A 24,572-nucleotide genomic window follows, 5' to 3' on the forward strand; every position below is an offset into this window, starting at 1 on the left:
CGTGGGAATGTATTACTTCTCCACTTCAACCCATTGCCCTTTGTTTCTAACTAAAAAATCATTATCGTACATCGCTTCTGCTTGTATTCCTGGTAAATAGTAAGTACCTAAATACGATGCATTAAGCATGACATTGAAGGTTTTGGTTTGATTTTTACCTAAATCGAAATAAAAGTTAACACGATCATCTCTAATATCTGTAAATCGTGCTTGACTTGACGTTGATGCTCCAAAAGCGGTAAAACGTGTGTTTACAATTTCCCATCCAGAAGGGAAGATTTGTGTTAATGCGACATCGTTTACACTGTAGTTTTTAGAGTTTGTAACTTGTACTGTAGCTACAAAATCTTGACCTTGTTGAAGTTTAGAAATGTCAATTTTATTGCCCTTTAAGTCTTTATAAACGACACTAGCGGTTAAGCCTCTTTGTTCTTCTAATTCTTGACCTAAAGGTAATTTTCCAGAATTTAAAACCGTAACGTAAACCCTATTTTCTTTATCGTTTTTAATGGTAATACTGTTGTTGCCATCATTAACCACTAATGGTCTTACTGCTATTGCACTTTTGGTATCCATACTTTCTGTTTTACCATTTATGGTATAATTTAACTTCATTGCTTTTCCACCACTAGCATTAACCATTTTAGCCATAGCTAACAAGCTGTAAGCTGTACTTTGTGTGCTCATCCAACTATCACTTGATAATGATCTTGCGATGGTTTCGGATAAATCTTTAACGCGTTTATCCTTAGTTAAAATCATGGTTTCTAAAGCCATAGCTCGGTTTCTATCCACAGAGCCATAGGTGTAATAATTATATCTTGGTGCTTTAAATTCGATATTTGCTGTACTTGATACTTTATTACTCGCTTCAGTCTGTCGAGCTAATGCGTAAGCTGCTGCTAAACGCCATTTAGCTTCGTTAGAAATTTCTGAAAATTCTCGTAAGCGGTTCATTGCAGCTAAATCAGGACTTCCAGCCAATGCTAAAGTGTATAATCTATAGGCTTGTGCTAAGTCAGAATTATAAGTTCTGTAGCTTGGTCGCCAATTTTGCGCAGCTTCTTTTTGATAGCGCAACCAATTACTTTTAAACGTCAGTGGTAATACAAAGCCTTTCTTTTCTGCTTCTAACATAAAATGTCCAGCATAACTTGTTCCCCAATCATTAGTATTATTTTCTCCCATCCAATAACTCATACCACCATTTGGTCTTTGAAAATGACCCAAACGTTTGATTCCGTTTTCTATATTAGATTGGATACTTTGCTTTTGTTTATAAGGGATATCAAAAATATCTTGTAAAAATAATTGCGGAAACACACTAGACGTGGTTTGTTCCACACAACCATGAGGGTAACGAATGAGATACTCTAAACGACGTGTAAAATCCATTGGAGGTAATGTAGAAAACTCTACAGTTGCACTATTGGTTCCTGCAACACCAAAAGTTGAAAAATCTATTGTTTTAGTACTATTTGCTTCTAAAGTTTCGTTTAATCCTTTAGAGGTCATTGGGTTGACATTTTCTACATCTAATTCTACTTTATAAGTTGAGGATTCTCCATTTCCATTAGCAATAACTTCAACTGTATTTATCCCATTAGCTTTACTAACGTCTAATTCAAAATATGCCATTTGCTCGTCTGGACGCGCAAATGTTAAGGATTTGGTTTTGTCGCCAACAACAGTAATTCCGTCACTTAACTTAAGCTTTATTGATACATTTTTCACTTTAGGTTCCATTGCAAAAACAGTCACTGGAAGTGTTACTTTTTCGCCTGGACTTAATTTTCTAGGTAAAGTTGCTAAAACCATTAATGGTTTTTTGACTTGTACGGATTTGTCTGTACTACCATAAGCTTCGGTGTTATTATTACCAGCTACAACCATAGTTCTAACTGCACCAACGTAATTGGGTAGTTTAATTTTGTGCGTTTGTCTTCCACCAGCTTCCAACTTAAAGGGTCCTAAAAACTTCACTACAGGTTTAAATCTGTTGGCTTTTTTGTTTTTACCTGCTGCTGCATTTCCGTCTCCTCCAATTGCAAAAACCTGTTCGATGCTTCCGCTATAAGCACCAACAACATCATCAAAAACATCCCAAGTTTTAACACCTAAAGCTTCTCTAGCATAAAAGGATTGCCATGCATTTGGTGTTTTAAAACGTGTTAAATCTAATAAGCCTTCTTCTACCATAGCGATAGTATACGTCATGGCTTTATTGTTTTTTTCAGATACAAAAACCTCAAATTCTTGTTCTGGTTTTAACACACTAGGCATCTTAATTTCTGGCTCTAATTTGGTATTTGGGTCTTCTACTAAAATTGGAATAACACCAAATAAACGTAATGGTAAATCGTTAGCTGTAGAAGCATGAGGTTGTAATAAGGAGATATTGACAAATACATTTGGAGCCATCTCTTTTGTAATAGGAATATCTACAGTAGTTTCCCCTTTTTTTGTTTTCACCCATTTGTGTTGTAAAACATTAGAACCGTTTTCAATACTAACTAAGGCACGACCTTCTGTTCCAGACGGAAACGTGATTTTTGCAGTTTCGCCTACATTATAATTTTCTTTATCTGCTGCAAATACTAACATTTTAGCAGCTTCTTTATCTCCAGAAGGTTGACGTTGCCACCAGTTTTTGTAGAAATAGGCTGTACGACCTGTCATATGTCCAGATACAGGATCTTTTATAGTTATGTAATAACGACCACCTTCGTTATCTGGCACTTTAATATTAAAAGACGCTTTTCCGTTTGAACTTGTATTGATTTTACTATTTAAAAACGGTTTATGGTAACTGCTGGATGTGTATTGTGATAGATTGTCGTAAGACGAATTCCACCACCAACGCCATTCTATTTTATAGACTTTTACTTCTAAATTATTACGTTTTATAGGTTTACCTTGATCGTCAACAGTTACTAAATCAAACGTATGACTTTCATCTGTAAAAAAGGAACCATAAGCTTTACCTTGAGGCGATTTTAAGCCAACAAAGGACTTGTAAGGTGCGTAAGGCATCGTAAAGGCGTCCATAGAAAAATCACCTCCATTTTCAAAAGCACGCACTAAAAACTGTGCGTTTAACATACCAGGAGCATCTTGACCAATACTAAGGTTTTTAGTGATGTTAGCTAAACCTTCTGCGTCAACATTACCTTCAAAAACGGTAACTTCTTCTGTATTAAATGTTTTAGAAGGATCTCTAAAGATATAATCTTTGTAATTCTCAAAACCAGAGTAAGATGTGCTAAATTTGGCTTTTACTTCTGCTTTAATGTTTTTTGCTGGCGCACCATGTAACCAGTTTACTGCTAGCTTTCCGTTTAAAGGCGAGTTAGATTTAAGGACATCATCTTCAAAATCTATTTTAATTTTTAGTCGGTTTGGTTTAACTGTTTCAACTTTAAGTCCTTTGTAGAATTTTGCACCACCAACACTAACTTTAGCATTCCAGTTTCCTGTTTTATCTTCTGTTGACGTTGGGATGGTAAACTGATAGAAATTATTGACGCTATTATTAGTAATGTTTTTGAATGCTAATTTTCCATTAGCATCAGTCACTTCTAATTTAACAGGGTGACTTTTAGGTAATTTGTTTGCATTATCATTTAGCATAAACGTTAAATGAATAGAATCTCCTGGTCGCCACACACCACGTTCGGTATAAATGTAGCCTTTTAATCCACGTTGTAAGGTAGTACCAGACACATCAAATTTACTAAGTGAAAGTGAGTTCCCGTCGCGTAATTTCACGTAAGTGTAATTATTGCTTTTTGAAACTATTGCAAATGCAGCCAAATTATTTGATTTAATTTTTGCTAAACCGTCACTATCTGTATTTGTTGTTGCTAATTCTTGTTGTTGGAAATTATATAGAGTGATTTTTGCTCCAGATTCTGGATTGGTATTTAAAATATTAGTGACAGCAAAATGATATGTATTACTGGCTCCTTTTTTTACAATTGCACCTAAATTAGAACCAATTAAATTTTGAGAAATTACTTTATTAGAGCTATAATACGCCTCATGACATGGGTTGTTACGCTCTTGCCAATTATAGTTATTATTACGATAGCTGTAAGTGATATTATCCCAATATTCTTCTTCTTTTAAGTCTTCATCTTCGGTGTCTGTATAGCTGTAATCACCATCATAATAGTAATCGTCTTCGTAATAATATTCGTCTTCATAGTACTCATCTTCTTCATTATCACTCGATATATTGGCATTAGCGTCACAATCGTATAACGAATAGTCTTTTTTGTAATCTAGTTCTACTCTGTAAATTGCTCCAGGATCTGCTTTTATATATTTAGACAGGTCAATGCTGTATGTTTTCCATTTGCCATCATTTTCTAATGGATTTTCTATTAGTGTAATAGTATGTTTTGCTATACGTCTTCCAACACGTCTAATTTGGTTAGAGTTATTACTTTCTAAATTATTGTCTTGTAAAAATTGTAGGACATTGTTCTCAAAAATCTTTATAATTCTAACATCTACAGCACTTAAATTTACCGATTCGAAGTTGAATTTTAATTCTTGCGAGTTTGGTAAAATCACACCACTATTAATTAGTTTTACTTGTGGTTTAACGTCTTCAAAAGCTATAGTTTCACTAAACGGTGTTTTTAATTTATAACCATCTGTATTTTGAATTCCTTGAAACACATCTACTTGTACATTGCCAGTAATTTTTGATTCTGGATAGACTTTTAAAATGTTACCATTGACAATAAACTTTGGGGTTTTACTATTTTGAATGGTTACCAATCCATCAAAATTTTGTTGTTTTTTGATTGGGTCTGAAAAGTTGATAGATAAGTATTGTTCTGGAGTTTGTATGACAGTAACATTGGTTATTTTAAAATTATTTTTTCCAGGAATGGCAACTGTGTTTTCTCCAGAATTATCAGCTTTAATAGATTTTCCGTTCCATTTTACTAGTATTTCAGAATCTTCTACTTGACGGTTAATACTGTCTATTTTAAATTCGAAATATTTTGAAGGTTGACTTTTCTCATTCCATTCAATCTTCAAATTCTTTCCTTTTTGTGAGGCTTCAATCAATTGTTTTGCTTGGTCTAAAGTAATGACATCAGATGCTTTTACAATTCCTAATAAGTATTGCCATTCTTTAGAATACGATTGTAAATCGTTAGTTTCAATATTAAAATTTGGAGTGATGGTTTTAAACTGAAAGGTGTATTTGTCAAATTCTTTTGGGATGTCTTTATATAACTTACCTAAATTTATAGTAACTGCATATTCTGTATCTGATTTTAGGTTTTCATCAGGAACAAATTTTATAGAATGGTCATTAACAACAATTACTTTTCCTTCTACATATGGTGAAATTTTAAAAACATCGTCTTCTAATATTTGATCGGCTTCCCAACCTTCAACAACTTTAGCTAAATTTATGTTGATGTTATCTGTTACAGAGATTCTACCAGAGGTAGTGTAACTAATATAATCTCTAAATTTAAATAAGTTATCCGTTTCGGTTTTTTTTTGTTTGCAAGAAATTACTAGAGTGAAGATAAGAAGGATGGAGAAAAACGATTTTAACTGCATAGGATTGAAGGTTATAAGATGAAAATATTTAACAGGAAGATACTTGTTAAATAAATTACGTTGATTTTAAAGGTTTTAGTCTGTGACTGATTGTTAAAGTTATTATAAAGTTGAAATTACTCCTTGTAAATCCCAATATACAGCTCGCCTTTATCATTCATTGATGCTCTGTACATGCCAGCAGTATTAAAGTCCATGACCATGTCACCATTTTTATCTACAGCAATAATTCCGCCATTACCTCCTAGATTTGGTACTTTTTTCTGTATAACTTCATTTGCTGCTTCCTGTAGTGATAAGCCTTTATACTCCATCAAAGCAGAAATATCATGAGCTACCGTTGCACGTATAAAAAACTCGCCCCAACCAGTTCCAGACACAGCGCAAGTGGCATTATTGGCATAAGTACCTGCTCCAATAATCGGTACATCACCAACGCGTCCAAAACGCTTGTTAGTCATCCCACCAGTTGAGGTTCCTGCTGCTAAGTTTCCTGATTTATCTAAAGCAACACAACCAACTGTTCCAAATTTTGAATCTTTGATAGTATCATCATAAAATGCAATTGTTTTCTCTTTATTTGCTTCTCTTTCCTTTACTCTTTTAAGCGAATTTAACCTATTTTCGGTTTTAAAATAGTCTTGATTAACTAATTCTAAACCTTGTTCTTTCGCATATGTTTCCGCTCCATGTCCTGCCATCATAACATGAGGAGACACTTCCATTATTTTTCGTGCTAAATTAATTGGATTTTTTACGGTCTTTGTTCCTGCAGAAGCACCAGCATTTAAGCTTTTCCCATCCATTATAGAAGCGTCTAATTCTATGGTTTCTTCATTCGTAAAAACAGCCCCTTTCCCTGCATTAAATAAAGGCGAATCTTCTAACACATTTATTGTTTTTTCTACAGCGTCTAAACTAGAACCACCTTGTTTTAAAATGTCATATCCAACTTTAATAGCTTCTTCTAATTTAGCTTTGTATTGTGCTTCTTTTTCATCGGACATATTTTTTTTTAAAATGGTTCCTGCACCACCATGGATGACAATTGCAAAGTCATTAACTGTTGTTTCGGTTGCAGTTGATTTTTCAACAGTGTCAGGAGTATTTTTACAAGTTAATAGAAGCGTAAATAAACAAGAAATTAAGAGCAGTTTTTTCATTTTATAAAGGTTTTAGTCATGCATTAAAGTTAGCAATTTTTGAAGCGTATTACATCTTAAAAATCAAGGAAATATTAGTATCTTCGCTAAAAATTAAATAATTCGTAAAAAACACAGAAATATGCAAGCAATTTCAGCTGATTTCGGAATAAAAGTCGCCTTAAAACAACTAGGAATAAAAGATATAAATCATGGTACTTCTACAGGATCTAATAACTTTGGAAGTGGAGAATTAATTGAGAGCTATTCGCCAGTTGATGGTAAATTAATCGCCAAAGTATCTACAACTACTGTTGAAGATTATAATAAAGTTATGGATGCTGCAACTTCTGCATTCAAAACATTTAGAACAATGCCAGCGCCTCAACGAGGTGAAATTGTACGTCAATTTGGAAATAAATTAAGAGAATTAAAAGAACCATTAGGTAAGTTAGTATCTTATGAAATGGGTAAATCCTTACAGGAAGGCTATGGCGAAGTTCAAGAAATGATTGATATCTGTGACTTTGCGGTAGGCTTATCACGTCAGTTAAACGGTCAAACTATTCCATCTGAGCGTCCAGGTCACGTTATGCGCGAGCAGTGGCACTCACTAGGAGTTGTCGGTATTATTTCTGCATTTAATTTTCCAGTAGCAGTTTGGGCATGGAATACTGCTTTAGCTTGGGTTTGTGGAGATACCTGTGTTTGGAAAGCTTCTGAAAAAACTCCAGTTTGCGCAGTAGCTTGTCAAAATATTATTGCAGAAGTTTTAAAAGATAATAATCTACCAGAAGGTATTTCTTGTATTATAAATGGAGATTATAGAGTGGGAGAATTTATGACAACAGATCATAGAATTCCATTAGTATCTGCAACAGGATCAACTAGAATGGGTCGCATTGTTGGTGCAACCGTAGCCGAGCGTTTTGGAAAATCGTTATTAGAATTAGGAGGTAACAACGCCATTATTATTACACCAACTGCAGACTTAAAAGTGGTGGTGCCTGGTGCTGTTTTTGGAGCTGTTGGAACTTGCGGTCAACGTTGTACATCTACTAGACGTTTGATTATTCACGAATCGGTTTATGATACAGTAAGAGATGCAATTGTTGGAGCATACAAACAATTAACTATTGGTAACCCATTAGATGAGAAAAACCATATAGGGCCATTAATAGATAAAGATGCGGTAAACACGTATTTAGCTGCAATAGAAAAAGCAAAAGCAGAAGGCGGAAACGTACTTGTTGAAGGAGGCGTTTTAGAAGGCGAAGGTTATGAGTCTGGATGTTATGTTAAACCAGCAATAATTGAAGCTAAAAACGATTTTGAAATTGTACAGTCAGAAACTTTTGCACCTGTTTTGTACTTAATAAAATATTCTGGAGATGTTGAAGAGGCTATTGAAATTCAAAATGGTGTTGCACAAGGGTTATCTTCTGCGATTATGACCAACGAAATGAAAGAAGCAGAGAAATTCTTATCCTTTGCTGGATCGGATTGCGGTATTGCAAATGTCAATATTGGAACATCTGGTGCTGAAATTGGAGGTGCTTTTGGAGGTGAAAAAGAGACAGGTGGAGGACGTGAGTCTGGATCTGATGCTTGGAAAATCTATATGAGACGTCAAACCAATACAGTAAATTATTCAGACGAATTGCCTTTAGCCCAAGGAATTAAGTTTGATTTATAATATTTTTTCGCTAAAGCGGAAGTTAAGCCACATCCAAAAGATGTGGCTTTTTTATTGCATAATTTTTTAAGCTAACTTTTTATGTAGTTTATCGATTTTTATCAGTTATAAATTTATTTAAATAATAGAAGTCTTAAAATTCTGTCATTTTTTTAATAACTTGATAATCATTAACTTAAAAACCAACCATAATGAGTAAAAAAACCGGATATCTTCTTGGGATTTTACTGACCATTATTCTGGGTACAATTCTGTACTGGTTTTTCTGTTGTAAACCCTGTTTGGAAGCTAAAAATAAACCTTCTACAATAGCAACAGAAAATGAAGATACGTCAGTAAAAACAGACCCAACACCAGTAACCATAAATACATTTAAAGTTATGGATGCTGATGGTGATTTAGATTTTGATATTTATGAAAATCTAAACTTTAATACTTCAAGTGCTTCAATTATAACTCCCGTTTCTTTAGCGGTTGATAGTAGCGCTACACAATTAGTAAATTATTACAAAGACAATCCTAGTAAATTACTAGATATTTATGGGCATTACAGAAGTGACGAAAGTAATAACTCTGTATTTCCTACGCTAGGATTAGCTAGAGCAAATTCAGCTAAAAATTACTTAGTATCTAAAGGGATGTTGTCTAAATCTATAAATACCTACGGTAAACTAGATGATAATTTTAATCCAGATTTAGATGGTGTTCTACATGGACCTTTAAGTTACGTAGTTAACACTTTAGAAGAAGGTGATAGAAGTGGTGAAGATGAGATGAAAGCTCTTGGAGACACCATTAAAGCGGATCCATTAGTACTGTATTTTGATACAGCTCAAGCGTCTATTAATCTCACTGATCAACAACGTCAAAAAGTAGCAAATATGATTAGGTATATAGACCATGTAGAAGGTGCATCAATAAGCGTTATAGGTCACACAGATAATACTGGAAGTAGAACAACTAATACTAGGTTGGGTCTAAACCGAGCAGATTTTGCTAAAAACTACTTAGTAGAAAATGGGATTTCTGGAGACAAAATTAATTCTTCTTCTAAAGGACCTGATCAACCAATTGCTGATAATGCAACAGAGGAAGGAAGAGCAAAAAATAGACGCGTAGTCGTAACCATTAACTAACAAAAAATAAAAATTATGAATGTAGTATTAGCAATAAGTATTCCTTGCTGGTTAATTCCATTATTAGTAGGAGTTATAAGTGCAATTTTAGGCTATCTTCTTGGTAAATTTCTAGGAGGAGGTAGTGATAATAATGTAGACATAGATGTTTACAAAAACAGAATTAGTAAGCTGGAAACGGATTTAGCAGCTTGCCGAACAAGTAAGGAGGCTACCTCACGTTCTTCAGGAGCAGGAAACACAGTATCTTCGCTCGCAGCATCTACTGCTTCTGCTAAAACTGGAGTTGCTTTTGATGCAGCAGCAGCTAAAGCAGCGTTTGGTAAAAAAATTAAAGAAAACGATTTAACTGTTGTTGAAGGTATTGGACCAAAAATTCAAGAATTGTTTCATAACCATGATGTAAAAACATGGTCAGCATTAGCCAATTGTAGTGTAGAAAAATGCAAAGACGTTTTAAAAAGTGGAGGTAAACGTTTTGAAATGCATAAGCCAGGAACTTGGCCAGAACAAGCAGACCTTGCTGCTAAAGGGTTATGGCAAAAGCTAAAAGAATGGCAAGATCAATTAGATGGTGGACGCTAAAAGTCTATTATCTAGAAACAAAAAAAGCCAATATCTATATTTTAGATATTGGCTTTTCTAGTAATATAAAACCTTAATTCAATGCCGAACTTGTATCGGGAGAATTAAGGTTTTTTTGAAGTTGATTAATAGCATTACGAATATATACATATTAAACACTAGATTAAACAACTAATTTATAGATGGTAAGAAAAATTGTATAACTGGTCATTTTGCTTACTTCAGTATTCTAACTGTATTTTACTTTTCTTAAAATACGTAACACTTCTTTGTATTTGGTATAAATTTCAGGAAAGGGTTTTAAGTATGGCTTAGCATCGCTTAACTTATCCAATGCTTCATGAAATAAATTTAAATAGCATATTAAATACGTATCAGGTAGGTTGTTTAGATCACTTAACTCGTTATTATTCAAAACGTGTCCTTTTTTTAGTTTTTCTAAAATGGCATTATTAGAATTGTAAATGTGATGTAATATTTTTTTGTCAAACTGAGGTGGGTTAAATATTAACGTGGAATCAATATTATAATTTGCATTATTACCAAAACTAATAACTGTACGCTCTAAAGGATAATATTTGTAAGACTTTTGAAGCCCAAGCTGAACGTACTCAACAATTGTGAACGAATCTGTGTCATAACTAATAGCCACTTCATCTAAGGTTGAAAAAAATAAACGGACTTGCTCATTAATAAGTTCAATATCGACTCTAGAGTAAAACGTTTCGTCTTTAACTTGCTTTTTTTCGCCTGACCAACACAACACAAAATATTCTTTAAACACAATGTATTTTGGATTGTAGTCTTGTCGTTTTTGCATAAAATCAAAAACACCATCTAAAGTGTATTCAATATTATTTTGTGCATGACTCTCAATAGCTTCTACTATTTTAGAGTTTACATCTTTAATGTCGCTTTTAAATACTTTAGGCATGCTCATGCTACCATCTCTAAAAAAAACAGAACCTCCATAATATTTCCAGATGTTTTTTCTAAGCGATGTCAATCTTTCATTAGCACGAATGGTAACTAACCCTACGACTTTATCATCTGGTAAATGTGGAAATGGAATATTCTCGTACTGCACTATTGGTGGATTGGTTAAATAGGCATTAATGAGGTTTTGGATTTTAGAATCGTCAAAAAAATCCACACCTATAATCTTATTGTCTTCATCTTCTACACCAATAACGATGTACGAGTTGTTTTTAGGATTGCTATTGGACAACGCGCAAACATGCTTTAAAAACTTTGCTTTTCCTTCTTTTTGGCTAATATCAATCTTTCGCTTTTTGTCATAAAAACTGTTCTCATCGTTATGTGCGAGCAGGTTTTTAATTAAAAGGCGTTTGTTAATCATTGCTTAATTTTTATTTACAATAGTACTACTAGCCTGAGCAGTGCAAAACATAAGTACATCCGCAATATTGACGTGTGCTGGACGTGACACTGTAAAGTAAATAACATCAGCCAAATCTTCTGGTTGCAACGCTTTGTAGCCTTTATAAACAGTATCTGCTTTAGCATCACCTTTAAAACGTACTTTAGAGAATTCGGTTTCAACCAAACCAGGATTTATGGCTGTAACTTTTATTCCAAATGGGTTAAGGTCAATACGCATACCTTCAGTAACTGCAACTACTGCGTGTTTGCTAGCACAATACACATTGCCTTTTGGATAGACTTCTTTCCCAGCAGAGGAGCCTATATTAATGATATGTCCAAATTGACGCTCAGTCATTTGTGGTATTACCGCTTTACTAACATATAATAACCCTTTAACATTAATATCCATCATAGCATCCCAATCGTCTAAATCACCTTCTTGTATTGGGTCTAATCCGTGTGCATTTCCTGCGTTATTTATAAGAATATCTATTTGTTTAAAGTCTTTAGGTAAAGATTCAATAGCCTCGAAGACCGCTTTTTTATCACGTACATCAAAATTTAAAGTGTGGACTTTAGTTTGCTTTGCTAACGCTTTTTCAATAGTATCTAAGCGTTCTTGTCGTCGTCCACAAAGGATGAGGTTAATTCCGTGTTTTGCAAACTCGTGTGCAGTTGCGCGTCCTATACCACTAGTTGCTCCTGTTATTAATGCTGTTTTATTACTCATAATTTATTTTTCACTATTCACTATTCACTATTAGGGTACTTTATGTCCTTGACAAGCCACTAAAATTAAAAACCAATCTTCTAATTCTAACTCTATGGTTGTTGCTGCGTAAGCATCAGATAACCGTTTTGTATTAGTTGTACCAATAACAGGCAAAATGTTTGCTGGATGCTTCATAATCCAAGCTAATAATAATTGGTCTTCAGTTGCATTGTATTTATCCAGTAACTCACCTAATTGTTTATGTATACGACGTGTTTGTTCGTTATCCTCTTTAAATACATTACCTAATGGCGACCAAGACATAGGTTGTATGTTGTGCAGTTGCATATGGTCTAAACTCCCATTGTGCATTGCTGTGTGATGGGTTAACGAAAACTGTATTTGATTCACTTTTACGTCAACAACCTTCGAAAGTAAGTCAATTTGTGATGGTGTAAAATTTGATACTCCAAAATCTTTAATTTTACCCTGTTGTTTTAAAGTAGACACAGCTTCAGCAATTTCCTCAACGTCCATCAATGGGCTTGGTCTGTGTAATAACAGTAGGTCTAAATAGTCTGTTTTTAAATTTTTTAGGGACTGTTCTGCAGACCAAATAATGTAGTCTTTACTATAATTATAGTGCTTAACTTTGTTTTCTGGACGCGCTTCACCAAGATATTGGATTCCACATTTGGATATCAATTGGATGTGGTTTCGGTCAATATGGCTTTCCGCAAAAGCGTTACCAAAATCTTTTTCGGTACTGTAATCACCATAGATATCTGCATGGTCAAAAGCTGTTATATTAGCCTCAACGCAGTGATGCATGAGGTTGACCATGTTTTTTTTATCTAGTTGTTTTCCCCATTGTCCCCAAGTCATTGTTCCAGCAATGACTTTAGAAAAGTTGTTTTTTATCATAAATTCTATTTCTTCTATAAAAGTAAAAAACAAAATACGCTTTAAAGGCTTTTAAATGCTGAATTTTTAACCAATTATTAACACCATAACATCAATTTTTTTTTCAATTTGCACACCTTGATTGAAATACAAATTCATTCCCTTAAAAAACAATAGATGATGGAAGAAATTAGTACAATTGATATTAAATCAATTAACGAAAAAATTGAAAAGGAAAGCGCTTTTGTCGACCTATTAATGCTTGAAATGAATAAAGTAATTGTTGGACAAAAACATATGGTCGAGCGATTACTGATTGGTTTATTAGGGCAAGGACATATTTTACTAGAAGGTGTACCTGGTTTAGCCAAAACATTAGCTATTAATACACTATCACAAGCTATTGACGCTAGTTTTAGTCGTATACAATTTACTCCAGATTTATTACCTGCAGACGTTGTTGGTACTTTAATTTTCAATATGAAAGAGAATGATTTCTCAATCAAAAAAGGACCAATATTCGCCAATTTTGTATTAGCAGATGAGATTAATCGTGCTCCTGCAAAAGTGCAATCTGCTTTATTAGAAGCGATGCAAGAAAAGCAAGTAACTATTGGAGATGAAACGTTTGTGTTAGACAAGCCATTTTTGGTTATGGCTACTCAAAATCCTGTGGAGCAAGAAGGAACCTACCCTTTACCAGAAGCACAAGTGGATCGTTTTATGTTAAAAACAGTTATAGATTATCCAAAGCAAGCAGAAGAGCAATTAATTATGCGTGCTAACTTAAAAGGAAATTGGGATAAGGTTAATCCTGTAGTTTCTGTTGCACAAATATTAAAAGCACAAGACGCAGTTAGAGAGGTATATATGGATGAGAAAATTGAAAAATATATCTTAGACATCATCTTTGCGACACGTTATCCAGAAAATTATAAACTAGCCGATTTAAAACCATTAATTTCTTTTGGAGCTTCACCACGTGGAAGTATTAATCTAGCTACAGCAGCAAAATGTTATGCATTCATAAAGCGTCGTGGTTATGTTATTCCAGAAGATGTGCGTGCTGTAGTGCACGATGTGTTACGTCACAGAATAGGCATTACCTATGAAGCTGAAGCCGAAAATGTAACTTCTGAAGACATCATTAACAAAATAGTTAATGAGATTGAAGTACCATAGAATTTTAGATTTTAGAATGTCGAATAACGATTAACAAAAATCGTAAATCAAAAAATCTACTATCGTAAATCAATAAATGGATACCAAAGAATTACTAAAAAAAGTACGTAAAATAGAGATTAAGACACGTCGTTTGTCTGATCATATTTTTGGAGGTGAATATCATTCGACCTTCAAAGGACGTGGTATGACTTTTTCTGAGGTAAGACAGTATCAGTTTGGTGATGATGTTAGAAATATAGACTGGAATGTTACTGCGCGTACTAACCAACCACACATAAAAGTTTTTGAAGAAGAGCGTGAGTTAACCATGATGTTGATGGTTGATGTGTCTGGATCAGAGTTTTTTGGTACAGAGCAACAATTTAAAAATGAAATAGTTACAGAGATTGCTGCTACGCTAGCGTTTTCGGCAACTCAGAATAATGATAAGATTGGATTAATTCTGTTTTCAGATGACATAGAGTTGTTTATTCCACCAAAAAAAGGACGTTCTCATGTATTAAGAATTATTAGAGAGTTAATCGAGTTTGAACCAAAAAGCAAACAAACCAATATAGCTGAAGCATTAAAGTTTTTGCGTAATGTGATGAAGAAAAAAGCAATTGTATTTATCATGAGCGATTTTATTGCTGATGATTACAAACAAACGCTTAAAATTGCTGCTGGGAAACATGATATTACAGGAATTAGAGTGTACGACAAGCATGAAGAAAGTATCCCTAATTTAGGAATGGTACAAATGGAAGATGAAGAAACTGGCGAGTTGATGTTAGTAAATACTAGCTCTAAAGCAGTCAGAACTAACTACACTAAGTTTTATAACAACAAGGTAGATTATTTTAAAGACAGTTTTGCAAAGTCTGGAGCAGGAAGTATAGCTTGCAGAACAGATGAGAGCTATGTTAAAAAATTATTAGGATACTTTAAAACTAGAGGGTAATAATTAAAGTAAAAAGTATAAAGTGAGAAGTGAAACGTTTTCAAAAATAGTAACTCAATCACAAGTATTAAGGTTTAACCTTATAGCTTTTGTCGTATTGCTTGTACCTTTTATTTCAGTAAGTCAAGTCACTTCATCAATAGATTCTACGTCAATAAAAATAGGTGAGCAAATCACTTATAAAATTCAAGTTGAAACTGATACCGTAAATCGTGTGGTATTCCCTGAAGGGCAAAGTTTTGTGCCTTTAGAGATGATTGAATCTTATAAAATAGATACGACTAAGCAAGACGCTAAATACAAGCTTATTAAAAAATATGGATTAACTCAGTTTGATTCGGGACGTTATGTTATCCCAAAACAAAAAGTATTAATTGCTGGAAAACAATTCCTGACAGATTCGTTGTTAGTTGAGGTTAATACAATTGAAGTCGATACCACCAAGCAAAAGCTTTTTGATATCAAACCCATGTTAGAGGTCGAAAAACCTGCTAGTAACTGGTGGAAATATCTGCTTATTGGATTAGCTATTGTGTCTTTGGCAGGGTTTTTAATTTATTGGTTTGTTTGGCGCAAAAAGCCATTAACAGAAGAAGAGGAAATTGCTTTATTACCTCCTTATGACAGAGCAAAACTAGCACTACAAAAGCTTGATGAAAGCAACTACTTAGAGTTTGATAAATACAAAGAATATTATTCTGAATTGACTTTAGCCATTAGAAAGTATCTTGATGAAAAAGTGTATGATAGAGCTTTAGAAAGTACTACAGACCAATTAATTACAAGGTTAGAAGTATTAAGCGATGGAAACCAAATAGATTTATCAAGAGACGATATTAAAAAATTAGAAGATGTTTTAAAGCGTGCCGATTTAGTAAAGTTTGCAAAATCTGCTCCAGATAAGGAATTAGCCAAAATTGATAGAACGGTAATAGACCAAGAAATTGACGTAGTTAAAGAAGCGCTTCCAGAACCAACAGAAGAAGAAAAGTTACTGGATTTAGAGTATAAAAAACAACAAGAACGTAAGGAATTTAGACAAAAAATATGGGTAACTGTTGCAGCGTTAGTTTTTATGCTAGGCTTGATCTTTGCTGCTTTTAGTTACAGATACGGTTTTAACTACGTAGTAGATACTATTTTACAAAAAGAGACCAAACAATTATTAGAAGGCAATTGGGTAAATAGTGACTATGGTTATCCACCAATAACCATTTCTACTCCTGAGGTTTTAAAAAGAGAGGAAGCACCAGTTCCGGATGAGTTAAAAGACAAAGTAAAAGTGTCTGCATTTGGGTATGAGTTAAAAAATAAACTGACAATAGCAACAGCTTCAACAGTTTTTTCTGGAATGCCAACTGGTGAAAATCAACCATCAACAGAAGATAATTTGTTAAAGGCAATAGAAGGTAATTTAAAAGCAATGGAAGCAGAAGGTGGACGAAATATTATCTCTAACAGAGATAAATTTGTAACACCTAATAATGCAGAAGGTGTCAAAACTTCTGGGACTTTTGAGTTTCCTATAGATGAAGATAAACAGGATTACGTTACTGGTGAATTTGTTATACTAAGCTTTGCTAATAAAGACGTTATGCAACAAATCTTAATCACATGTCTAAAGGACGATATTTATTTAGATCAAGTGGTAGAACGTATTTTAGCATCTGTAGAACTTAATCAAAAAGAGGACTAATGTTAGACGGAATTACATTTTTAAATAAAGAATTTTTCTGGTTGTTACTAGCACTACCATTAGCAATTATTTGGTACGTGTTTAAACACAAGCAACAAACTGCAGAGCTTAAAATTTCAAGTCTAAAAGGTTTTAAAATAACTAACTCTTGGTTGCCTAAACTAAAACACCTTTTATTTGCATTACGATTATTGGCTTTAGCTATATTAATTACAGCACTAGCAAGACCACGTACGTCAGAAACTAACACAAAAACTAAAACTACTAGAGGTATAGATATTGTCATGGCAATAGATGTATCTGCAAGTATGTTGGCTAAAGATTTAAGACCAAACCGTTTAGAAGCTTTAAAAAATGTGGCTACAAAGTTTATTAAAGGAAGACCAAACGACAGAATTGGATTAGTAGAATATGCAGGAGAAAGCTATACCAAAACACCAATAACCAGTGATAAAGCGATTGTTTTAAGTTCGTTAAACGAAATAAGGTACAATACTATTATAGATGGTGGTACAGCTATTGGCATGGGTCTAGCAACTTCTGTAAATAGACTTAAAGACAGCAAAGCTAAAAGCAAGGTTATTATTTTATTAACGGATGGTGTCAATAATTCTGGGGTATTAAATCCAAATATTGCAAGCGAATTAGCAGTAGAGTATGATATAAAAGTTTATACTATTGGGTTAGGTACTAATGGAATGGCTCTAACACCTTATACCATTGATAGAAACGGACAATTTCAATACCAACGAGCTCAAGTTAAAATTGATGAAGATTTACTAAAAAACATCGCAAAAGTGACTGGAGGAAAATACTTTAGAGCGACAAATACGCAAAAACTAGAGCAGATTTATGCCGAAATTAATAAACTAGAAAAAACAGAAATAGACGAAATAAAATACACCACATATCAAGAACATTTTAGACCATTTATTTGGGTTGCAGGAATCTTGTTATTGTTAGAGTTTTTAATAAGAATCACGCTATTTAGAAGTTTCATTTAAAAGTATTTAGAAGAAGAATGTTTCAATTAGAAGAAAAAATATGGTTTTGGACACTACTAGTTATTCCGGTAATTATAGTCTTCTTTTTGTTGCTTCAATTTTGGAAAAAACGCACACAAAAGAAGTTTGCTAATAAAAACCTATTAAAACGTTTAAGTCCTAATCAATCATTATTCAAGTCGGTTTTAAAACTTGTTGTATTATGTCTAGCGTTTGCTAGTTTAGCACTTGCATTGGTCAACCCTAAAGTAGGAACCAAATTAGAAACTATAAAGCGCGAAGGTGTAGATATTGTTTTTGCAGTTGATGTTTCTAAAAGTATGTTGGCAGAAGACATAAAACCTAACAGGTTAGAAAAAGCACAACAGTTAGTATCTAAAATCATTGATAATTTAGGCAGCGACCGTGTTGGTATTATTGCTTACGCAGGAAAAGCGTTTCCGCAGTTACCAATTACTACAGACTATTCTGCAGCAAAAATGTTTCTACAAAACTTAAACACAGACATGTTATCGTCTCAAGGGACTGCCATTAACGAAGCTATTAATTTGGCAAAAACCTATTATGATGATGACGAGCAAACCAATCGTGTACTAGTTATCATTTCAGATGGAGAAGACCATAGTGAAGCTGCTGTTCAAGTCGCAGAGGAAGCTAGTAAAGAAGGTATTAAAATTTTTACCATCGGAGTCGGAGAAACCGCAGGAGGACCAATACCTATTAAAAGAAACGGAGTATTGCTTAACTATAAAAAAGATAAGGACGGAGAAACAGTTATAACAAGATTAGATGAAGACACCTTAAAAGCAATAGCTAATCAGGCTAATGGTGTGTATATTAACGGAACAACAACAGACAAGGTGGTCAACGACATAACTGATATTTTAAACAAATTAGACAAAAAAGAATTTGAAGCAAAGCAAGTTGCCGACTTTAAGTCACAATTTCAATGGTTTTTAGCGCTTGCTATTACATTGTTGTTTTTAGATATATTTTTATTAGAAAGAAAAACTGCATGGCTAAAAAAATTAAATCTATTTAACGAGAATTTATAATACTCTTAACACCTACCATTCCAAGCCTTTAGTATATTTACGAGTTATTCAAATACAAATGAAACACCTACTAGCTTACATATTATTTTTAGTTACTGTAACTACTTTTGCTCAAGATAAAAAAGAAGACAAGCAAAAGTTGCAAGCACAAAGTTACGTTGCAGAAGCTAATGACTTGGCTGTTAACGATGCGTTTGTTGAAGCAGAAATGGAATACCGTAAAGCCTTGTCTTTAAAGCCAACACAAGTAGCTGGTGCCTATAATTTAGGGCATCAATATTTCAAAAAAGGAAATTTTGAAGAAGCACTGTTTAGACATCAACAAGCTGCTAAAAATGCCACTTCTAAAGAAGAAAAATATCGTGCTTTTCACAATATTGGCAACATTCTTATGGAAGAAAAAAAGTGTAAACAAGCAGTAGAAGCTTATAAAACTGCACTTAGAAATAAGCCTTCTGATGATGAAACTAGATATAATTATGCAGTAGCCAAGGAGTGTGCCGATAATCAAAAAGATGACGAGCCACAAGAGGAGGATAATGAAGGCGATAATAATCGAGATAAAGAAGACAACAAAGACGAAAACCAGAAAGAGAATAACGAAAAAGAGCAAGAGGATAAAGGCGAAGACGATAAAAAAGAAGGTGATCAGGATAAAGATAAACAAGGAGAGCCTAAAGATGAAAAAGAAAATGAACAAAAAGAAGGAGACCAAAAAAACGAACAAAAACAACCACAACCAGGACAATTATCGCCTCAACAAATTAAAAACTTGTTAGAAGCCATGAATAATCAAGAACAGAAAGTTCAAGAAAAAATAAATGCCCAAAAAGTTAAAGGGGCTAAATTACAAACAGAAAAAGATTGGTAAAACAGGCATGTAATTATTTCTTTTAAAATTAAATGAAGTTTATAAAACACATATTCATCCTTGCTTTAATAAGCACAACTACATTAGTTGTTGCTCAGGACGAAGATGCTGTACAATTTCAAGCTAAAGTCAGTAAAAAAACCTTAGGACTTAATGAGCGTTTACGTGTAGATTTTCAAATGAATAAAGATGGAGACAATTTTGTGCCTCCAAGCTTTGCAGACTTTATAGTTGTTGGTGGACCAAACCAATCAGTAAGTCATTCGTGGGATGGTAAAAGACGAAATTTTACCAAAATTTACAGTTATTTTTTAGCGCCAAAGCAAATGGGAACTTTCACCATTAACCAAGCTAAAATTGAGATAGATGGTCAGGATTATAAAACGTCTCCAATCACAATAAAAGTTACTAAAGCTAAAGAAAAACCTGCAGATCCTAATGACCCAGATTATATTGTTCAGGAATACATCCATTTAGTTACTGAAGTATCCAAAACTAACCCTTACTTAAATGAGCCAATTAGTGTAGTTTATAAGCTTTACGTCTCACCATTAGCTGGAATTAGTAACTATAGAGAGTTAGAAAGCCCAGTATTTAATGGGTTTTGGAGTCAAAGTATGGATGATAAAAGGATTAAAGCCCAAAATGGAACCTATAAAGGTGAAGATTATAGATATGTTACCCTTAGAAAAACCATATTATATCCTCAAAAAACAGGTAAACTGGTAATAGAGCCACTTAGTTTAGATTTAACGTTAGAAGTGCCAACTAATAGACGCGATATTTTTGGTAATCAAATAAAAACTCAAGCCCACAGAACTGTTACTGCTAGTGCAAGAACTATTAATGTAAAACCATTACCAGAAGAGGGTAAACCCGAAAGTTTTACAGGAGCGGTTGGAGACTTTCAGTTTATTATGGAGACCTCCAAAAACAGTTTGAATGCTACAGAATCGTTACAAGCTAAAATAGAAGTGTCAGGAAAAGGAAATTTAAAACTATTTGAATTGCCAAAACTAAAAACGCCTAGTACTTTAGAGGTTTACGAGCCTGAGCATCAAGAAAATGTCAGAACATCAATGTCTGGAATGCAAGGAAAAATTTCGGATACATATACCATTATTCCGCAGTATAAAGGAAAGTTCCCAATTCCGACAGTCAATTTCTCATATTTTGATTTAAAAACAGAAACTTACAAAGAAATCACTTCAGAAGATATCATCATCAATGTCCTTGAAGGACCAGTTTATGCAGAAGCAGATAATAATTTACCAATAACTAATAATGGTAAACAACCAGTAGTACTAAATGAAAATCAATTTGCTTTTATTAAAACAAATACCAACTTTAAATCTACAACCAAAGATTCTTTTTTAAACTCACCAATATTTTGGACAGGTTTGGTAGGTCCATTGTTAGCTATCCCTTTAGCTTTAGTTTACAGAAGAAAACGTGAAGAACGATTAGCAGATATTAGTGGGAACAGAGTTAGAAGAGCAGATAAATTAGCTAAAAAATATTTAAGCGAAGCTAAAAAAGCGTTGGGTCAAAAAGAAGCCTTTTATATTGCTTTAGAAAAGGCATTGCATAATTATTTAAAAGGTCGATTAAACATTGAAACAACAGATTTAAGTAAGGATAAAATTAGAACACTATTACTTGAAAGACAAGTTGAAAGTACAGTAATTAATGATTTTGAAGCTATACTGGAAAATTCTGACTTGGCAAGATACACACCAATAACTACAGTAACGATGCAGCAGGATTATGACAAAGCAGCAAAAACTATTAACCTAATAGATAAACAAATTAGGTAGTATAATGAAACAGTTTCTATTTATATTTTTTGTTTTTTTAGGAACCTTGACAGCGCAGAACAAAGCTGTTTTTGAGGAAGCTAATATGCTTTATAATGATGGTAATTATATTGAAGCTATAAGTAAATACGAATCTATATTAGAAACCAATCAACACTCTGCAGAACTGTATTATAATTTAGGAAACGCGCACTACAAGCTTAATAATATTGCTCCTAGTATCTATTATTACGAAAAAGCATTACAGCTAAAGCCCAACGATACAGACATATTAAACAATATAGCTTACGCAAAAAAAATGACTGTTGATGCTATTCAAACCGTACCTCAATTGGGACTATCTAAGTTTTTTAACCAACTTACTAATGCCTTAAGTTATGATAATTGGGCAAAGTTAGCTATAGGATTAATAGTTGTTTTTGTCGTGTTATTTCTAGTCTACTTTTTTACTTACAGTACGGTTTATAAACGTTTAACGTTTGTGCTTAGTTTTGTTTTTTTATTTCTAGCAATATCTAGTGTTGGTCTAGCTTTTCAAAAACAAGCTTTAGATAAAAAAAATAATCCAGCAATAGTTTTTGCTCAAGAAACAGAGGTGAAAACTGAGCCTAATTTAGGTAGCACAGATGCTTTTTTATTACATGAAGGCACTAAAGTCCAAGTACTTGACACCATTAATAATTGGAAAAAAATCAAACTGGAAGATGGTAAAACAGGTTGGATATTAAGTGATGACATCAAATTATTGAATACTTTTTAGTTATTCTTTAACACTTACGTATTACTTTAATTTTATATTTGTTAAAACCAACCTGCTAAAATGTATAAAAAACCAATATCTATTTTCTTTACAATATTATTTTTGGGCATTATTACTGCGCCATCAATAATTATTGCTATGGATGATTCTGTAGATATATCTGTTTTTTACAGTCTTAGCGAAGAAGAGGAAGAAATTAAAAATATAAAGTTAATATCTTCTTTTGAAGATTTGGAGTGTGATTTTTCTGAATTTTCAAATTACGATTTATATTTAGGGTATTACTACAAAACGTATCCTAAACCACATCTTAATATCATCTCTCCTCCACCAGAACATTATCTGTAATATTCTCTTAATGGCTATCTTGTAGCCAATTTTCATTCATTTAAATAGCTATTAACAATAAAGTTAATAGAACAAAAATTATTATAATATGTTTAAAACGTTAAAAAATGACTTACCAGCTAGTATAGTTGTATTTTTTGTAGCACTTCCTTTATGTTTAGGGATTTCAGTTGCTTCAGGAGCAGAACCAATTACAGGTTTAATTGCAGGAATAGTTGGAGGTATAATAGTAGGTGCTGCATCTGGCTCTAAAATTGGAGTTAGTGGACCTGCTGCTGGATTAGCAGTAATTGTTGCAACAGCAATTGGAAATTTAGGATACGAGAATTTTCTTGTAGCTGTTGTATTAGCTGGTGTTTTTCAAATAATACTAGGTTTTCTAAAAGCTGGTATTATTGGGTATTATTTCCCGTCTTCGGTTATAAAAGGAATGCTTACTGGAATAGGTGTAGTTATCATCTTAAAAGAAATACCATACTTTTTTGGTTTAGATAAAAATCCGGAGGGTGATTTTGCTTTTTTACAGGTAGATGGCGAGAATACATTTACTGAATTATTAAAAGCAATTAATGCGTTAATAAGCGGTAATTTTGATAAAGGAGCAACTATAATAGCTTTCATCGCTATGGGAATACTTCTTTTGTGGTCGAATGTATTAAGCAAAAAAGGAAAAATATTTAACCTTATACAAGGTCCTTTAGTAGCTGTAATTGTAGGTATAATTTTCTATTTTATTACAAAGGATAGTAGTTTATCACTTAGCGCTGAACATTTAGTATCTGTTCCAGTTCCAGAAAGTTTAGCAGGAATTAAAGATTTACTAACCTTTCCTAATTTTTCTGCTATTACAAATCCAAAAGTATTAATAACTGCGTTTACAATTGGTTTAGTTGCTTCTCTGGAAACATTATTATGTGTAGAGGCTACAGATAAATTAGATCCTGATAAAAACGTAACACCTACCAATAGAGAATTGTTTGCTCAAGGGTCTGGAAATATAGTCTCTGGAATGATAGGAGGATTACCTGTTACTCAAGTAATTGTACGTAGTTCTGCAAATATCCAATCTGGTGGAAAAAGCAAAGCGTCTGCTGTAATCCATGGATTTTTATTATTAATATCTGTAGTTACAATACCAACTATATTAAATTTAATTCCACTTTCTGTTTTAGCAGCAATTTTATTTATAGTAGGTTATAAATTAGCAAAGCCTTCTACATTTAAAGCAATGTATGATGGTGGATGGAAACAATTCGTACCATTTATAGTTACTGTATTAGGTATTGTATTTATCGATTTACTTTGGGGAATTGGATTAGGATTAGTAGTAGGTATATTTATCGTACTTTTTAAGAGTTTTGAAAATTCTCATTTCTTACATAAAGAAGGTGAAGACGTTGATGATGGTAAAATTAAAATGACTTTAGCAGAAGAGGTAACGTTCTTTAACAAAGGTGCAATTCTTAAGGAATTAGATAAACTTCCAGAAAACACATATTTAGAGTTAGATGTAAGAAAAACAAGATATTTAGATAGTGATATTATAGAAATCTTAGAAGATTTTGCTTACAAAGCAAGAGAACGAAATATTGATATTAAATTAATTTCAGAAAGAGGAATTGTAGAAAATCCAGATAGCTTTATCGAATTTTTTAAACTAAGACCAAAAATATCTAATAACTAAGCGGTTACAATAGAAATCACTCTACAGATCAATTAAATATCATAACATTTGTAAATTTTT

At 33.1% G+C, this 24,572-nt stretch carries 18 protein-coding genes; 13 read left to right on the forward strand and 5 right to left on the reverse strand.

Annotated elements, in window-relative coordinates; genetic code table 11:
- Positions 1-12: 12 nt before the first annotated feature.
- Both Ollyesu_RS05840 and Ollyesu_RS05845 read right to left on the reverse strand, forming a co-directional pair.
- The gene (locus Ollyesu_RS05840; protein ID WP_279302858.1) at positions 13-5,592 is read right to left on the reverse strand and encodes an MG2 domain-containing protein; all 5,580 of its coding nucleotides are present in this window, start codon (positions 5,590-5,592) and stop codon (positions 13-15) included.
- 116 nt (positions 5,593-5,708) lie between these two features.
- Positions 5,709-6,755, reverse strand: coding sequence for an isoaspartyl peptidase/L-asparaginase (locus tag Ollyesu_RS05845; RefSeq protein ID WP_279302859.1), 1,047 nt, complete (start codon positions 6,753-6,755; stop codon positions 5,709-5,711).
- Positions 6,756-6,876: 121 nt separating this feature from the next.
- Here Ollyesu_RS05845 and Ollyesu_RS05850 point away from each other — a divergent pair, with 121 nt between their 5' ends.
- The 3 genes from Ollyesu_RS05850 to Ollyesu_RS05860 all read left to right on the forward strand — a co-directional run bounded on the left by Ollyesu_RS05850 (position 6,877) and on the right by Ollyesu_RS05860 (position 10,151).
- Positions 6,877-8,430 carry an aldehyde dehydrogenase family protein gene (locus tag Ollyesu_RS05850; protein ID WP_279302860.1) on the forward strand — a complete coding sequence of 518 codons (1,554 nt, stop codon included), beginning with the start codon at positions 6,877-6,879 and terminating at the stop codon, positions 8,428-8,430.
- 191 nt (positions 8,431-8,621) lie between these two features.
- The gene (locus Ollyesu_RS05855) at positions 8,622-9,566 is read left to right on the forward strand and encodes an OmpA family protein (RefSeq protein WP_279302861.1); all 945 of its coding nucleotides are present in this window, start codon (positions 8,622-8,624) and stop codon (positions 9,564-9,566) included.
- A 15-nt stretch (positions 9,567-9,581) separates the two neighbouring features.
- Positions 9,582-10,151 carry a hypothetical protein gene (locus Ollyesu_RS05860; protein WP_279302862.1) on the forward strand — a complete coding sequence of 190 codons (570 nt, stop codon included), beginning with the start codon at positions 9,582-9,584 and terminating at the stop codon, positions 10,149-10,151.
- Between the two features lie 229 nt (positions 10,152-10,380).
- Here the strand turns inward: Ollyesu_RS05860 and Ollyesu_RS05865 are convergent, their stop codons facing one another.
- The 3 genes from Ollyesu_RS05865 to Ollyesu_RS05875 are packed head-to-tail and all read right to left on the reverse strand — an operon-like array spanning position 10,381 to position 13,173.
- Positions 10,381-11,511 carry an ATP-binding protein gene (locus Ollyesu_RS05865; protein ID WP_279302863.1) on the reverse strand — a complete coding sequence of 377 codons (1,131 nt, stop codon included), beginning with the start codon at positions 11,509-11,511 and terminating at the stop codon, positions 10,381-10,383.
- Between the two features lie 3 nt (positions 11,512-11,514).
- Positions 11,515-12,267 (reverse strand): SDR family NAD(P)-dependent oxidoreductase, encoded by a 753-nt coding sequence (locus tag Ollyesu_RS05870; RefSeq protein WP_279302864.1) that lies wholly within the window; start codon positions 12,265-12,267, stop codon positions 11,515-11,517.
- 30 nt (positions 12,268-12,297) lie between these two features.
- Positions 12,298-13,173 (reverse strand): aldo/keto reductase, encoded by an 876-nt coding sequence (locus tag Ollyesu_RS05875; RefSeq protein WP_279302865.1) that lies wholly within the window; start codon positions 13,171-13,173, stop codon positions 12,298-12,300.
- 159 nt (positions 13,174-13,332) lie between these two features.
- On the opposite strand from Ollyesu_RS05875, the gene Ollyesu_RS05880 reads away from it, so the two are divergent.
- The 10 genes from Ollyesu_RS05880 (at position 13,333) to Ollyesu_RS05925 (ending at position 24,512) form a co-directional block, all read left to right on the forward strand.
- A complete protein-coding gene (locus Ollyesu_RS05880; RefSeq protein WP_279303063.1) occupies positions 13,333-14,334 on the forward strand; it encodes a MoxR family ATPase in 1,002 nt (333 codons plus the stop codon).
- Between the two features lie 76 nt (positions 14,335-14,410).
- A complete protein-coding gene (locus Ollyesu_RS05885) occupies positions 14,411-15,277 on the forward strand; it encodes a DUF58 domain-containing protein (RefSeq protein WP_279302866.1) in 867 nt (288 codons plus the stop codon).
- Between the two features lie 22 nt (positions 15,278-15,299).
- A complete protein-coding gene (locus Ollyesu_RS05890; RefSeq protein WP_279302867.1) occupies positions 15,300-16,973 on the forward strand; it encodes a hypothetical protein in 1,674 nt (557 codons plus the stop codon).
- Positions 16,973-17,977 carry a VWA domain-containing protein gene (locus Ollyesu_RS05895; RefSeq protein ID WP_279302868.1) on the forward strand — a complete coding sequence of 335 codons (1,005 nt, stop codon included), beginning with the start codon at positions 16,973-16,975 and terminating at the stop codon, positions 17,975-17,977. The genes Ollyesu_RS05890 and Ollyesu_RS05895 overlap by 1 nt, the downstream gene beginning before the upstream one ends.
- A 17-nt stretch (positions 17,978-17,994) precedes the next feature.
- Positions 17,995-19,032, forward strand: a complete 1,038-nt coding sequence (locus tag Ollyesu_RS05900; RefSeq protein ID WP_279302869.1) for a VWA domain-containing protein — start codon at positions 17,995-17,997, stop codon at positions 19,030-19,032.
- Between the two features lie 58 nt (positions 19,033-19,090).
- Positions 19,091-19,903 (forward strand): aerotolerance regulator BatC, encoded by an 813-nt coding sequence (locus Ollyesu_RS05905; RefSeq protein ID WP_279302870.1) that lies wholly within the window; start codon positions 19,091-19,093, stop codon positions 19,901-19,903.
- Positions 19,904-19,935: 32 nt separating this feature from the next.
- Positions 19,936-21,720 (forward strand): BatD family protein, encoded by a 1,785-nt coding sequence (locus Ollyesu_RS05910; protein WP_279302871.1) that lies wholly within the window; start codon positions 19,936-19,938, stop codon positions 21,718-21,720.
- 4 nt (positions 21,721-21,724) lie between these two features.
- The gene (locus tag Ollyesu_RS05915) at positions 21,725-22,480 is read left to right on the forward strand and encodes a tetratricopeptide repeat protein (protein WP_279302872.1); all 756 of its coding nucleotides are present in this window, start codon (positions 21,725-21,727) and stop codon (positions 22,478-22,480) included.
- Between the two features lie 60 nt (positions 22,481-22,540).
- Complete coding sequence (locus Ollyesu_RS05920) at positions 22,541-22,828, forward strand: hypothetical protein (protein WP_279302873.1); 288 nt, start codon at positions 22,541-22,543, stop codon at positions 22,826-22,828.
- 88 nt (positions 22,829-22,916) lie between these two features.
- Positions 22,917-24,512, forward strand: a complete 1,596-nt coding sequence (locus tag Ollyesu_RS05925) for a SulP family inorganic anion transporter (protein WP_279302874.1) — start codon at positions 22,917-22,919, stop codon at positions 24,510-24,512.
- Positions 24,513-24,572: the final 60 nt, after the last annotated feature.

The sequence above is a fragment of the Olleya sp. YS genome (genome assembly GCF_029760915.1).
GTDB lineage: Bacteria > Bacteroidota > Bacteroidia > Flavobacteriales > Flavobacteriaceae > Olleya.